We start from the raw sequence: 12,267 nt of genomic DNA, 5'->3' as shown, positions 1-12,267 counted from the left end.
ATGGGTTTTGACGTTCGAGTGGATGCCCATATCGCCCCGCATGGTGGCTTCAATCCGGGTGACTGCCTCCGCCTGGAATACAAAAAAGGCGACCACCCGTTATTTGGCCCCTTCATCAAAGCGCACCTGCTGGATGAATAGGCTCCACCTCATTACCAACGGAATTTCAAAGCAATGGAAGCTGCCAACTCCTCCCAGAAGCCAGCCAGCCCCAACAGCCCAAACGGATGCTGGGATCGCCACGGCTACCGTGTTGAACGCATCGGCCAAGCCATGGGCGCGCCGACACGAAACATCTACGGACCTGACGGCGCCCTGGTGTTGGCCGATACCGACTACGACGAGGAAATGGCCTACTGCCGCGAGCATGACCTGCTTCTGCCATCCCAAGACTGACGGAGATTCTGAAATGTGAGCGAGTAGCCAGCATGCGGCATGCATGTGCCTTCCCCCGCAGGGCTAAGCGGGGCCATCAAGAAAGAGCGCGGCACTGAAAAACTGCAACCGGGCGTGGAGTTTGGTAATCCGAGATACCGCCACCGACAGACCGCAAACCGGGTGATCCGCTCTTTTTCTTGATGGTTTGTGACAGGCAGTCGCCCGCCTGCAAACAGTGAAAGTCTGCCTCGCAACGTAGGTCATCTGTCCTCTTGTTGAGTTGTTGGGAAGCTGGGGGGTACACAGCGATAACCATCACGACTTGCCGGCGTAAGCGGCAGCCATCCGGCGTGACCACTTGAGCGAGTAAGTCTGCACAGGAATAGGCCTTAGCAGACGGTGATTGGGGTCTTCGGCGCGGCTTCCGCGCTGATGGCGAAAGTTGTCACACCAGATGGTGCGCCAGCAATGCTGTCGGCAGGAACCTAACGCCCAGCAAACGCTTTGCTATCGCCAAAAACTGGACTCACACTTTGGAGCAATTCAACGGTCAGGTACTCCAAAGTTACCCCAATTAATTCATCCCCATGTAGCCGGGCCGAGCAGGTGTCTAGACGCGCTCTTGTGAAGGTAGTTTGGATCGTCTTGTGATCGACACCCTTGGTTTTCCAAACCTGGTTGACGTCTCCGGTTTTGGCAAACAGCGTCTCCCCGTTAAGAAACCCACAGGGAGTTTCATAGGTTGAATCCGAGAACTTGCCTTCACCAAACTTAGAGAGCACCTGGGCAGCCAAGGTCGTAATCACTGAGCTCTGCCGTCTTGCAAACACAGTAATGGTGGTAAGCGCGCCATTCTTGAAGACAAGGCTGAGATCAATTGGAGAGGATGAGAACGACGTTCCCAACTTGCTTACGTATCGCTCTACACCCGGAACTTGCTCCGAATTTTTGTTGAACGACCGGAGCAATCGAGATGCCAAATACATCTCTCCAAAATTCTGGGCCTCAACGTCAGCTTTGCTCATCCCAAGTTTTAAAGGGCCAACACCGACGGGACCGGTTTCTTTTTCAACCACATTAGCTCTAGGAATTGCCACCTTTTCGGTAGCACCTGCTAGTGCTTGCCCAGGAGAAACAAGAATTGCGGCTACTGCGACCGCAGATAGCAATGTTTTCATCGCCCCCTCCCAAGGTCACAAAAACAAGCAATCGTCTCAACAAATCTCGTGGTGATTATTTCAGTCTCTTGATCCCAGCATAAATGAGACACAGACACCTGAACTCCAGTGTTTCCTCTTTGCCCATACCGCCACACGTGGTCCCGAAAGGGCACCGGATCTTTATTCACCCCTCTCAGCCCGCACTCACGCGGGCTTTTTTGTTTCTCGGGAGTCTCCAATCCAGCGCCTGGCTCATCGGAGCCCTGATCACCATCGCCGTGGGTGCCATCGCGGCCAAAACAGATGCCAAGCCACATCACGCACCGGCGCCCATGCTTGCCAAGGCCGTTCCCGCAGGCGTCTGCCCTCCAGGCCACTCGGCCATCTGGATCAACGCTTCTACCCACGAATGCCTGCGAGAACTCCCATGAGCACCCTATTCAATCTGCTGGTTGCCTCTGGCATCGCGGCCCTCTCCCTCGCGTGCGCCCTGATCATCAGCGGCGCGCCGCTTTGAACCTCGACCAGCCATGAGCCGCACAAAACTCTCCGAGCTGTCCGAGGACGAATTCAAGGCCCATATCGCAAGCGGCCAAACCATGAAATTGGGCGAAATCAACGCCACCCTGGCCATGCTGCATGTCAATGGCGGCAATCTGATTGATCTTGGCATCGAGTCCCGCAAGGAGCGCGGTGCCATTTACATCGACGCTGCCGACTTCCCGCTGCTCTGCAGCGCCCTGGTCCTGCACCTCCATGCGCTATCAGCTCTCCGCAAAAACGAGCAGCCCCTCAGCAAGCACTGAGCCGCGCTCTTTCCCCACTCACCCGCCCGCTGACAAGCGGGTTTCGCATTTCTGGAGCTCCAATGTTCAAGAGCATGATCATTTACCGCATTGCCGAGAGCTGGCAAGGCGACCTTCAGACGCTGGAAGATGCGCTGCAAAAGACGGTGTTTGCCGAATGTGGCGCCACACAGGAGCGCAGCGTGGGCTGGACATCACCACGCAGCGAGGCCCATGGCCTGCTGGCCGAGTCAGTCGCCGGTCAATGGGTGATGCGCTTCATGAGCGAATCCAAAATGCTGCCGGCCAGCGTGCTCAATCGCAAGGTCAATGAAAAGGCCGCGCACATCGAGGCCACCGAGGGCCGTAAGCCCGGGAAGAAAGAAAAGCGCGAACTCAAGGATGAAGCCAAGCTGGATCTGCTGCCCATGGCCTTCACCAAGCAGAGCAGTATGTGGGTCTGGATCGATCCGCAGGCGCGCACCCTGGTGCTCGATACCAGCGCCCAGGGCCGCGCCGATGAGGTTGTCACGCTGCTGGTGGAAGGCCTGACTGGCTTTAGCCTGGCACTACTGGACACGCAGACCAGCCCACAGGCGGCCATGGCGCACTGGCTGATGACGCAGGAGCCGCCAGCGGGCTTCACCGCAGACCGCGAAACAGAGCTGAAAGCAACCGACGAATCCAAGGCCGTGGTGCGCTACGCCCGACACCCGCTGGATATTGATGAAGTGCGCCAGCACATCGAGCACGGCAAGCTGCCGACCAAGCTGGCAATGACCTGGGACGACCGCGTGAGCTTTGTGCTGACCGAAGGCCTGCAGATCAAGAACATCGCGCTGCTGGATGCGGTCATGGACGGCAACGGCCAGGACGATGGCGGCTTTGATACCGATGTGACCATTGCCACGGGTGAGTTGTCGCGCCTGATTCCTGACCTGATCGAAGCCCTGGGCGGCGAAGGCCGCACCGGCCTGGGCGACCTACCCGCCTCACTAGCTGCCAACGCCAGCACCACCGGATCGAAGGTTGCACCTACCGATACCGTCCCAGGCGAAGACCCGTTTTAAGGCCGCCACCACAACCCCAAGCCCGCAACGCCGCGGGCTTTTTCTTTGGAGTCTCCCATGAGCCTGTCTTACGTGAATGTCCATGGCAAAGCCATTTCACCCAGCCGGATGGCTGCCATGCGCGCCGAAGCCCTGGAGCAGGAGCGCCAAAAGCGCGTGGCCGCAAAGGCTGACCAGGTGTCTGCGCATAAAGGCTGGCGCGTCACTGGAATCCCACCCGAAGCCCTGTCCAAAGCAAAGGAAGAGCATGCGCGATTGCAAGTCATGGCACGCAAAGCAGGCGGCAAACCGGTAGAAGACTTTGACGAGCAGGCCTGGCTGCGCAAAGCAAAGCGCTCAGCCGTGCGCAGTAAGCCTTATAGCCTGCAAGAAGCTGCCCAGCAGTGCAAGGAGCTGGCCATGAAGGCTGGATGGATAGACGTCCAGATCCAAGAAATTAAAAAAGTGGTCTCTTGAATGCCTTGCGTAACGAGCAAATGGGTCGGCACCATCGAAAAGGAATAGCACACTGAAACTGCTTATCACCCCATGCCCATAACAAGGGTCAACCCTTGAATTGCTGAAAATTTACTGTCGACAAGTGGCAAACACCAATGCTCCAAGGGAATATCACGTATTTAATTTTCATACACTTGCATTTAGTTTCTATTGTTAACAACAGTTGAAAGAGGAGCCACAAGCACCGCAAGCCTAGCACTTTAGATTATGAATTACGGCATCCGCTTACAGTTAATGGTAAATATTTCCTACACAAAAATTCATGTCCGAAGTAAAAGACCAAATCTTTGTGTTCGCCCCGTCAATGACCATTTTGCTTTTGGCTGGTCTACTTGCTATCTGTTGGATTTTCCTTCGTCAGCATAAATTTTTACTTTGGCAAAGCTGCTCTTATGCATTTTCTATAATTCCAGTCAGTTTTCAAAGCTACGCGTCGTTTGAGAAACTCAATCGCTACGCGCTACTCACTGGGACGCTGTATCTGCTAGGCGCTTGGTTTCTAACAATGAGTTGGGCTGAGCGATGGAGGGTTTCTACACAACCCAAATCTGCATTGTTAATTTACCTAGTAACAATGGCGGCACTGTTCCACTACAGCCAATCTGAACCAAGCCTCCAAGCACGTTTGCATGTACTCAGCGCAGCAACGGGACTCGTTATGCTGCTACCAATCCTTTCTGCGTTCAGGACTGGGAGTGCCAGAGATTGGCTTGATCGCATATTGCTCGGGCTTGCGGTAATTTTCACATCCTTTACTTTCACAAGACCTTTTCTCATAACCCTCAATCGGAACACAGGAATGGCTGAATACACTCAGTCAGCATATTGGCTGATCTCCTCAATGAGCATTCTGGTTTTCGCAATGATTTTTACTGTTCTGACAGTGGCGATTGCCATGAAGGAAACGGTCAATCAACTGCGCGATGAGCGTGACCATGATGCACTGACGAAAGTCTTGAACCGGCGTGCCTTTCATGAAGTTGCTCAGCGACGTCTTGCGAATAGGCGGCTTTATCCCATGGCTGTTTTGACTGCGGATATCGATCACTTCAAACGCATCAATGACACCTGGGGGCACGACCGCGGCGATGAAGTACTCAAACTAGTCTCCGCGACTTTGCAGCGTAATGTTCGCAACCAAGACTTGGTAGCTCGGTTCGGTGGGGAAGAGTTTGTGCTGCTATTGACAGGAATCAGTCCGCAGAGTGCTACAAACGTAGCTCAGAGAATCCAGCTTGAGCTTCGCTCTGACAACGCGCTTTTGCCCACAGGCCACCCTTTGACCCTTAGCTTTGGCATCGCCTCGATCACAGATTCATCGGAGTTGGAACACTCCTTAAAGAGAGCCGACGAACTTCTCTATAGCGCAAAAAATGCCGGCCGCGATTGCGTACATGTGTCAGGCATAACCTATCCGGATATCCACTTTGAGGACACGCTGCCTATAGGCGAAGCTCTGGCACCACTCACTAGTTAGCGTTCTTCTTCAGGGGCGCCCAGCTCACGCTGCGCAGTCCTATTCAATAACTCGAGCCCGCCACTGAGCGGGCTTTTTGCTTTCTGGAGCCCTATGCTTACCTGGCAAGAACTGAAAAAGTTGCGTGAGGACTTTGAAACTGCCTATGCGCGCCACGCCAAACGCTACGTTGGCTTAGACGGGACCGTCGATGAAATCGCAGAGCTGGTGAGGAAGGACCGCAACGGCCCCCACTATCGCAATGAGAAGTGCGACTACGCCTGGATCGGCTATCAGCTAGCCCCTGTCCTCAAAAAGCCATCCACCCCGGATTTCTTGGTCGACATGGACCGGGGTCAGTTGCGCTGCTGTGTGGAGCTGGCAAACGAGCGCCTGCACAAGTTAGCGCAGGTTGAAAAGGTGCCCGTGTGGCTGCTGATCGTTGACGGCGTTCGCCGCTACACGGCCACCAGCTCAGCCGATGCCATGGATTGGATGGGCCGCTTTGTGGCCGCGTATCAGGCCGCGCCCGACCCCGATCTGCTGGACTCCGAAGACTATCCCGTCGCCATCGAGGCAAAAAGCGTGCATGCCGACGAGCTGTCGGGGATGCTGTCGGTCAACGACAAGCCCGAAGCCTTCGGCAAGTGGTAGCCGAACCCGAATTCAAGCAATCACTCCAGCCCGCCGCCGCGGGCTTTTCTCATTCTGGGAGCCACCCTTATGAAGCAACCTATCAAGATGACCCCTGGCGACGATATTCACCTGTCGCTGCTCATGGCGCCGTTCAGCCTGAACCTTGTCACCGGCCAGGACCGACAGCACCTGCTGAGCTACGGCCGCACGGCATTTAAGGCCGGCCATGCCCTATTGCGCGCATCTACACCTGAAGCAATTGAGGAGCTGATTGAAGAGATCATCGAGCGCATCGGCGATCACGCAGTCAAGGTCATCTCGCATCACGAAGCGCGTAAACAAGGCGACCCCGAGCAGATTGAGTCAGCTCGGCAGGCTGTGTTCCAAGCAGATGACTGGATCAAGCGCGACCTGCGCATCCTCGCTGTCCGAGCCGCACCAAGTAGCCAGTACTTGCACCAGATTCAGGAGCCTACGGAATACCCGTATCTGCCATCATCCACCGCTGAAGTTGTGGACTTCATGAATGGCCGCCTCGAGGTAGATTTTGGCGATCCCGCACCCGCAGGCGGAACAAGCCTTTATTCCGCAGACCAGATGCGCGCCTACGTTGACGCCGACCGCGCCCAGCGCACAGCCCCTGTGCAGGCAGCGCCAGCAGCCGCGCCAGTGCTGCCTGAGCCTGACGCCATGGAGTTTCAAGGCAATGACGGCGAATGGCATGGCTTTGTTGATGCTCGGCACAAGCAAGCAACCGTCGAATCTGGCAAGTGGCCTATTCGCAATCTCTACTCAGAAGGCTCAGTGCGCGCCCTGCTGGCTACTGCTACCGGACTCCCCGCGCAGGCAGCAGAGCAAGCGCCTGTTCTGTATGTCAGCAAAGAGCAGCTCGACCACCACCGTGACCCAGACGGCCCTGACTCTCTCAACGCCGGCCGATACCTGCCCTCCCGAATCACGCCTGCTGGAAAGTTCACCACGCCATTGTTTGCCGTACCCCAGGCGCAGGCAGGCGCGCTGGATGCGGAGCTGCTGGCCTTTCTCCAAGACCAGTGCATTGACCTGCGCTGCTTCACTACCAGCGACGGGGAGGATGTGGGCTGGCGAACAGTGCAGCACCACATGAGCGAGCCGCGTGAGCGCGTGGTTTCGGAGATCTACGGCGATCAACCACGACGGGCGATTCGTGCAGCCATGGCGCGCATCGAGCGCGACCCGTACTGCACGGGGCCGCTGCATTTGGAAGATGACGCCGCTATCGCGGCAGCAAAGGGGGAGTGATGAACAAGACGCACACACCCAAGGTCAACGACATACTGCACCGCGTAGAAGGTCAATACATCGATGACGGCTCGGAAACCTATCAGGGTATGGAGTTGGAATGGCAGCAATGGAAAGTCGTGAAGGCAACACCACGCGGCGCATGGCTGCAGTCCGTCGAGCGGCCTTACCAGAAGCTGCGGTTCGCATTGATCCCCGGTGCGCGTTGGGTAAGCAGCACCAAGGCCGAGGCTCTTGCAGGGCTGATTGCGCGCAAACGTAGGCAGCTTGAAATCATCAGGCAGCAGAACATCACTGCGACCGCGACTCTCAGCCTTGCTCAGGCTGCGTTGGCTGAAATTGCAGAGCGCGCCCAGGCGCAGAAAGGCACCTTGTGTTGCTGAATAAGCTCACTTAACAATATCATCAAATCTATTGTTTAAGCCGTAATCAAGCAATCAAGACTATTGCATCAGCGAAAGATACATGTTTCACTAGTCTGACCACTTGGAGGAATACTGATGCTTTACGACTCGGATGCAGAGGAGTTTTTGGAAATTCTTGAGGAGTTGATTGACGAAGGACTTCTAGTACGTGACTCACCTGCCCATGGGGCAGCCAAGCAGTGTGCAGACAGAGGATTTGAATCCTTGAGTCGTGCTCAAAAGTTCAACTATGAAACAGTCATCACCCCCCTGCTGCGCAAGAAAGCATGCTCTGTGCCGAACTGCGATGAGCGGGTACACCAAGGGTTCAGGCTTTGCTCTTACCACCAGTCTCAACTGGATAAGAACTGATCCCTCACAAAAAACCACCAAACCACGAACCCCGCCACTGAGCGGGGTTCTGCTTTTTTGGAGACCTCATAGCAACCAGCGCCAGCACCGTGGACCTGCCCGAAGACCGGGCCTACCTGCTCCACCACTTCAACTCTCCTAACTGCTGCGCTGCCGGTCTATCCGGGGCATGCAAGCGCGCTGCGCCTGTGGGATCAGTAGCAGCTGGCTACGGCAGCCGCTCGACCCCGCGAGGGGCATTTAATTTGATTGGATGGATATGACAACCTTCCTTACACCAGACGAAATCAAGGAGCTGACCGGCGTTAACACGGGAAAAAATGGAAAAAAGCGCGAAGAACTCCAGGTGTCGGCACTCCGCACAATGAAAATCCCGTTCTATATCAACGCCGTAGGCCGCCCAATCGTTACTCGCTCAACGATTGAAGGCTCTACAAGGAAAAAAGAACAGGCCCCTTCCTGGGAGCCTGCGCTGAGTCATGGTTAATTCAATGCCCTATTTCCGGGCGCGCAAACAAAAGTCCGGGAATGTTCACTATTACTTCGACACGGGTTCTCGACCGCGCAAAGAGATACCACTGGGAAGCGACTACCGAGAGGCAGTAAAGAAATGGATTGAGCTCTCTGCGATGCCCATTGCGACTGCGTCTGAAACTTTCGCTGACCTGGCTGACAGGTACGAGGCTGAGGTAATGCCACTAAAGGCACCAACGACCCAGGCCACCCAACGCGGTGACATGAAAAAGCTGCGCGAATTCTTCTGTCAGCCATCCCCTGCACCGCTGAACTCCATCAAACCCAAGCACATCTATCAAATGCTGCAATGGGCTAAGGGCACGCCGACAACAGCAAACCGACTTAAGCGCCTGTTCTCCCATATGTTCAATACTGCACGTGCATGGGGATGGACTGAATGCGAGAACCCATGTGCAGGCATCGAGGGCCACTCGCTTGGCAAGCGAGAAGTCTACATATCTGATGCCGTTTACAGCGCGGTCTATGAGCACAGCGACGAGCCACTTCAGCACGCCATGGATCTGGCCTATTTGACTGGGCAACGGCCTGGGGATGTCCTATCACTCACGCATGCAGACATTGTCGATGGACTCCTGATCATCAAACAAAGCAAGACTTCAGCACCGCTACGTTTTGAGATTGAGGGACAACTTCAGGCCTTGTTAGCGAAGATCGCCGAGCGAAAAAGTAGCTTTAGGTCAGAGGCTGCCAGTCTTCTGCTCAACCAGCGGGGTCAAGCCATGTCCAAACATATGCTGAAAAACGCATTTACGTCCGCGCGTGAAGCTGCGGCATTAACGGCAACGAAGACTGGCGATGCTGACTTGGCTGCTCAGATTCGCGCATTCTGGTTCTATGACCTCCGGGCCAAGGCCGCTGATGACGTTGCGGATGATCGAGGTGAGCTGGCCGCATCAAGGCAGCTGGGCCACACCTCGGTACAGACCACAAAACGGCATTACTTGCGGCGAGGGGCCCGAGTAAAGGCCACAAAATAGAGAATTCCCGCTCCGCAATGGGCTCAGCGTTTACGTGTTTACGCGCTCAAAAAACTGGTTAAACATCCAGTTTTGCGGAGCGGAGATTTTTCAAGAGCCTCACGTAAGCCCTTGATTTAATTGGCCTGCCCGACAGGGATCGAACCTGTGACCCACAGCTTAGAAGGCTGTTGCTCTATCCAACTGAGCTACGGGCAGATATTTGATTCATTCGGCTGGTGCGATTGCTCGAACACCTGAATCAGGCTCCAGATGCGGAGCGCTCCGCACGAGCCCAAAAACGCACTTTTATGGCGCCCCGACATTATGCACGGCAATACTCGGTACTTTACCGAACAGAGCCTGATTGTGGATGATCTCTCCGAAAAAGCGTCCATTCTTCGATCTGCGTGCCATCAGGCAGATGACAGATTCCCACCTGCCCAGCCGCGTGTGACTCCATCACCGATGTACCGCCCAGCTTTACGCAATACACCGATGCAGGGTTGGCCATGCCAAGTGCAGGCACAGCTGGCTCGGGAGCTGCGCAGGCAGATAGTCCGGCTGCTGCAGCGAGGGTAACGATGGGCTTGATGTGCTTCATGCCGCCATGGTACAGGGGCTGGAAATGTCGCGCCGTGCGCTTGGATGGCCTGTGTTTTTCCTTGCCGAAAGCCTTCATATAAGTGAAGCTGAGCGGCTCGCTCATCCCCTTGGTACTCATACATATTCCCCTGAAAAATAGGAGAACAACCCACCAAGGTCTATGCTGTTCAGTTGCACACTTAGCAACATAAACGGGGGTTGATATGGACCACAATTCTCCACCGACACCGGTCGTCAGCGTCATCTGGTTTCGCGAGACAGAATTCGAAGCCATGAAGCGTTTGATGGTCGACGGCAAGACCGCTTTTGGCTCGTATGAGGAGTGGCTGCAATCGGCCCGACTTGGAGAGCAGCATCAGCGCCGAGCCGGGCACAAGCTGATACGCGCAACCATCCACCCCAAAGAGTTCAAAAGCTGGTGCCAATCTCGCAACCTGAGCTTTGATGCAAACTCGCGAAAATTATTCGCTGACTGGTATGCACAGGAAGAACTCTTGAGTACGAGGACATAGCGCGTTCACATTGAACACCGTCCGAAAGACACGCAGCGTCAGATCAAACCTGACACTGCTTCTCTATCCATGGACTTATATTGGCACGACTTTCACAACTGCCCGCGCAGCACAAGGTACACCAGCAGCCACCATTCTCAGTCGGTCGTTTTACATCCAGCCTTGAACGAGGAGTTAGTACGATGAGCAAGCCAACGGTCATATTGGTACATGGATTTTGGGGTGGTGCCGCCCATTGGGGCAAAGTCATTCTTGAACTCAAACGTCTGGGCTATGAAGACATACGCGCGGTAGAAAACCCATTGACCTCGCTGGCTGACGATGCCGAACGAACCCGCAAGATGATTGCGCAGGTCAGCGGCCCGGTGGTCTTGGTCGGGCACTCGTATGGTGGAGCCGTCATCAGCGAAGCGGGCAATCTGCCCAATGTGGCAGCACTGGTCTTCATTGCCGCTTTTGCACCTGATGCAGGTGAGAGCCCTGGCGCTATCACGCAGCAGCACCTGCCCATTGCCGCGCCCAATTTAGTTCCGGACAGCGATGGTTACCTGTGGCTGAAAGTAGATAAATTTCACGAGAGTTTTTGCCAGGATCTGACGACGGACGAGGCCTTCGTCATGGCGGCATGCCAGAAAGCGCCATTGGCAAGCACCTTCGGCGATACGGTCAGCGATCCTGCATGGAAACACAAGCCGTCCTGGTATCAGATCTCCAGTCAGGACCGCATGATTTCACCGGAAAATCAGACTCGCATGTCCTCACGCCTGAACGCGCGCAAGGTTGTCACACTGGACGCAAGCCACGCATCTCTTGCATCGCACCCGGCCGAGGTAGCCAAGGTGATTCATGAGGCAGCCACCACAAGTGCGGCCTGAAAAACCACAAACTGACTTTCTGCCGAAAAAGAGCCCGCCGAGCAGGCTCTTTTTATTGGGGAGCAGGTAATAACTCGCTACTCTGCGCGAGCCCCTGCCATAAATAGGTCTGCAATCGTGCCCCTCAAAGCAGCACCCGCGATGCGCCCGCGCCGCTCGCAATCCGTCAATCCAATGATGAGCCAGACAAGCGTGTCGTTCAGCGCTGAGGCACTGATGTCGATACGAAACACCCCGGCACGCTGGCCACGCAAAAAGAAAGCATCAATGGCTTCTTCATTGCGCTTCCAGTCTGCCGCCATTTCAGGATCCAGCTCTGAGTCGGCCTGCCAGTACTGGGTGATGAAGCTGACCAACTCCTTGTGCTTGAGGTGAGACTCAATCAGACGATCAAGCCCTTGCTTGGGCTCTCCTGCCTCAAGCTGTGCGTCTTCCAAGCCATCCGTCAAACGCCTTGAGCTATGCCGAAGCAGACGCAGTATGAGCTCTTCGCGCGTACGACAAAACCTGTAGAGCGTGGCGCGACTCACGCCTACAGCCGCGGCCAGATCCTGGTAGGTACCGCGAGGGTTTTGAACCATGGCAACAGCCAATGCCGCCAAGGCCTTGTCATCTTCGAGAGTCATCTGAGGAGTTATGAATTTCTTATGGGCTCCATTGTGCCTGCAAGACATAGCTGGAGACCACAAAGCACCAAATGACATTTTAAAATATCAAATGAGACTAAAATGTATCATTGAC

At 55.2% G+C, this 12,267-nt stretch carries 17 protein-coding genes and 1 tRNA gene; 14 read left to right on the top strand and 4 right to left on the bottom strand.

Annotated features, from left to right (window positions below):
- Positions 1–141 carry a hypothetical protein gene (locus tag EAO39_RS22530; RefSeq protein ID WP_162989526.1) on the top strand — a complete coding sequence of 47 codons (141 nt, stop codon included), beginning with the start codon at positions 1–3 and terminating at the stop codon, positions 139–141.
- A 33-nt stretch (positions 142–174) separates the two neighbouring features.
- Positions 175–396, top strand: a complete 222-nt coding sequence (locus EAO39_RS10675; RefSeq protein ID WP_120967369.1) for a hypothetical protein — start codon at positions 175–177, stop codon at positions 394–396.
- Positions 397–863: 467 nt separating this feature from the next.
- Here the strand turns inward: EAO39_RS10675 and EAO39_RS10670 are convergent, their stop codons facing one another.
- Complete coding sequence (locus tag EAO39_RS10670) at positions 864–1,556, bottom strand: hypothetical protein (RefSeq protein ID WP_162989525.1); 693 nt, start codon at positions 1,554–1,556, stop codon at positions 864–866.
- A 512-nt stretch (positions 1,557–2,068) separates the two neighbouring features.
- On the opposite strand from EAO39_RS10670, the gene EAO39_RS10665 reads away from it, so the two are divergent.
- The 10 genes from EAO39_RS10665 to EAO39_RS10620 all read left to right on the top strand — a co-directional run bounded on the left by EAO39_RS10665 (position 2,069) and on the right by EAO39_RS10620 (position 9,554).
- Positions 2,069–2,344, top strand: a complete 276-nt coding sequence (locus tag EAO39_RS10665) for a hypothetical protein (protein ID WP_120967367.1) — start codon at positions 2,069–2,071, stop codon at positions 2,342–2,344.
- Between the two features lie 62 nt (positions 2,345–2,406).
- Positions 2,407–3,393, top strand: coding sequence for a recombination-associated protein RdgC (locus tag EAO39_RS10660; protein WP_120967366.1), 987 nt, complete (start codon positions 2,407–2,409; stop codon positions 3,391–3,393).
- A 57-nt stretch (positions 3,394–3,450) separates the two neighbouring features.
- On the top strand, positions 3,451–3,849 hold the full coding sequence (locus EAO39_RS10655) for a hypothetical protein (RefSeq protein WP_120967365.1): 399 nt from the start codon (positions 3,451–3,453) through the stop codon (positions 3,847–3,849).
- Between the two features lie 304 nt (positions 3,850–4,153).
- Positions 4,154–5,368 carry a GGDEF domain-containing protein gene (locus tag EAO39_RS10650; protein ID WP_120967364.1) on the top strand — a complete coding sequence of 405 codons (1,215 nt, stop codon included), beginning with the start codon at positions 4,154–4,156 and terminating at the stop codon, positions 5,366–5,368.
- A 93-nt stretch (positions 5,369–5,461) separates the two neighbouring features.
- Positions 5,462–6,001 (top strand): hypothetical protein, encoded by a 540-nt coding sequence (locus tag EAO39_RS10645; RefSeq protein WP_120967363.1) that lies wholly within the window; start codon positions 5,462–5,464, stop codon positions 5,999–6,001.
- Positions 6,002–6,070: 69 nt separating this feature from the next.
- A complete protein-coding gene (locus EAO39_RS10640) occupies positions 6,071–7,264 on the top strand; it encodes a hypothetical protein (protein ID WP_120967362.1) in 1,194 nt (397 codons plus the stop codon).
- Positions 7,264–7,647 carry a hypothetical protein gene (locus tag EAO39_RS10635; protein WP_120967361.1) on the top strand — a complete coding sequence of 128 codons (384 nt, stop codon included), beginning with the start codon at positions 7,264–7,266 and terminating at the stop codon, positions 7,645–7,647. Before EAO39_RS10640 ends, EAO39_RS10635 begins: the two co-directional genes overlap by 1 nt.
- A gap of 117 nt (positions 7,648–7,764) precedes the next feature.
- The gene (locus EAO39_RS10630; RefSeq protein WP_120967360.1) at positions 7,765–8,040 is read left to right on the top strand and encodes a hypothetical protein; all 276 of its coding nucleotides are present in this window, start codon (positions 7,765–7,767) and stop codon (positions 8,038–8,040) included.
- A 259-nt stretch (positions 8,041–8,299) separates the two neighbouring features.
- Positions 8,300–8,527, top strand: a complete 228-nt coding sequence (locus EAO39_RS10625) for a DUF4224 domain-containing protein (protein WP_120967359.1) — start codon at positions 8,300–8,302, stop codon at positions 8,525–8,527.
- Positions 8,520–9,554: a tyrosine-type recombinase/integrase gene (locus EAO39_RS10620; RefSeq protein WP_240466955.1), complete on the top strand. Its 1,035-nt coding sequence runs from the start codon at positions 8,520–8,522 to the stop codon at positions 9,552–9,554. The genes EAO39_RS10625 and EAO39_RS10620 overlap by 8 nt, the downstream gene beginning before the upstream one ends.
- A 121-nt stretch (positions 9,555–9,675) precedes the next feature.
- On the opposite strand, the gene EAO39_RS10615 is transcribed toward EAO39_RS10620, so the two are convergent.
- Positions 9,676–9,752, bottom strand: a tRNA-Arg gene (locus tag EAO39_RS10615).
- Between the two features lie 130 nt (positions 9,753–9,882).
- Entirely contained in the window at positions 9,883–10,257 is a 375-nt protein-coding gene (locus tag EAO39_RS10610; protein WP_240466954.1) for a DUF333 domain-containing protein, read from the bottom strand.
- Positions 10,258–10,342: 85 nt separating this feature from the next.
- Here EAO39_RS10610 and EAO39_RS10605 point away from each other — a divergent pair, with 85 nt between their 5' ends.
- Both EAO39_RS10605 and EAO39_RS10600 read left to right on the top strand, forming a co-directional pair.
- On the top strand, positions 10,343–10,651 hold the full coding sequence (locus EAO39_RS10605) for a hypothetical protein (RefSeq protein WP_120967357.1): 309 nt from the start codon (positions 10,343–10,345) through the stop codon (positions 10,649–10,651).
- A 182-nt stretch (positions 10,652–10,833) separates the two neighbouring features.
- Positions 10,834–11,526, top strand: a complete 693-nt coding sequence (locus tag EAO39_RS10600; protein WP_120967356.1) for an alpha/beta hydrolase — start codon at positions 10,834–10,836, stop codon at positions 11,524–11,526.
- Between the two features lie 77 nt (positions 11,527–11,603).
- Here EAO39_RS10600 and EAO39_RS10595 read toward each other — a convergent pair whose 3' ends face one another.
- Positions 11,604–12,152, bottom strand: a complete 549-nt coding sequence (locus EAO39_RS10595) for a TetR/AcrR family transcriptional regulator (protein ID WP_120967355.1) — start codon at positions 12,150–12,152, stop codon at positions 11,604–11,606.
- Between the last annotated feature and the right edge of the window lie 115 nt (positions 12,153–12,267).

Origin of the sequence: Comamonas sp. lk (assembly GCF_900564145.1) — a bacterium.
GTDB lineage: Bacteria > Pseudomonadota > Gammaproteobacteria > Burkholderiales > Burkholderiaceae_C > Comamonas.
This window is presented reverse-complemented; position numbering and strand designations above follow the sequence as displayed.

What these genes read in the sequence shown, in the direction of transcription:
- EAO39_RS22530 (WP_162989526.1), top strand. Translation starts at nt 1, where the DNA reads ATGGGTTTTGACGTTCGAGTGGATGCCCATATCGCCCCGCATGGTGGC.
- EAO39_RS10675 (WP_120967369.1), top strand. Translation starts at nt 175, where the DNA reads ATGGAAGCTGCCAACTCCTCCCAGAAGCCAGCCAGCCCCAACAGCCCA.
- EAO39_RS10670 (WP_162989525.1), bottom strand. Translation starts at nt 1,556, where the DNA reads ATGAAAACATTGCTATCTGCGGTCGCAGTAGCCGCAATTCTTGTTTCT.
- EAO39_RS10665 (WP_120967367.1), top strand. Translation starts at nt 2,069, where the DNA reads ATGAGCCGCACAAAACTCTCCGAGCTGTCCGAGGACGAATTCAAGGCC.
- EAO39_RS10660 (WP_120967366.1), top strand. Translation starts at nt 2,407, where the DNA reads ATGTTCAAGAGCATGATCATTTACCGCATTGCCGAGAGCTGGCAAGGC.
- EAO39_RS10655 (WP_120967365.1), top strand. Translation starts at nt 3,451, where the DNA reads ATGAGCCTGTCTTACGTGAATGTCCATGGCAAAGCCATTTCACCCAGC.
- EAO39_RS10650 (WP_120967364.1), top strand. Translation starts at nt 4,154, where the DNA reads ATGTCCGAAGTAAAAGACCAAATCTTTGTGTTCGCCCCGTCAATGACC.
- EAO39_RS10645 (WP_120967363.1), top strand. Translation starts at nt 5,462, where the DNA reads ATGCTTACCTGGCAAGAACTGAAAAAGTTGCGTGAGGACTTTGAAACT.
- EAO39_RS10640 (WP_120967362.1), top strand. Translation starts at nt 6,071, where the DNA reads ATGAAGCAACCTATCAAGATGACCCCTGGCGACGATATTCACCTGTCG.
- EAO39_RS10635 (WP_120967361.1), top strand. Translation starts at nt 7,264, where the DNA reads ATGAACAAGACGCACACACCCAAGGTCAACGACATACTGCACCGCGTA.
- EAO39_RS10630 (WP_120967360.1), top strand. Translation starts at nt 7,765, where the DNA reads ATGCTTTACGACTCGGATGCAGAGGAGTTTTTGGAAATTCTTGAGGAG.
- EAO39_RS10625 (WP_120967359.1), top strand. Translation starts at nt 8,300, where the DNA reads ATGACAACCTTCCTTACACCAGACGAAATCAAGGAGCTGACCGGCGTT.
- EAO39_RS10620 (WP_240466955.1), top strand. Translation starts at nt 8,520, where the DNA reads ATGGTTAATTCAATGCCCTATTTCCGGGCGCGCAAACAAAAGTCCGGG.
- EAO39_RS10610 (WP_240466954.1), bottom strand. Translation starts at nt 10,257, where the DNA reads ATGAGTACCAAGGGGATGAGCGAGCCGCTCAGCTTCACTTATATGAAG.
- EAO39_RS10605 (WP_120967357.1), top strand. Translation starts at nt 10,343, where the DNA reads ATGGACCACAATTCTCCACCGACACCGGTCGTCAGCGTCATCTGGTTT.
- EAO39_RS10600 (WP_120967356.1), top strand. Translation starts at nt 10,834, where the DNA reads ATGAGCAAGCCAACGGTCATATTGGTACATGGATTTTGGGGTGGTGCC.
- EAO39_RS10595 (WP_120967355.1), bottom strand. Translation starts at nt 12,152, where the DNA reads ATGACTCTCGAAGATGACAAGGCCTTGGCGGCATTGGCTGTTGCCATG.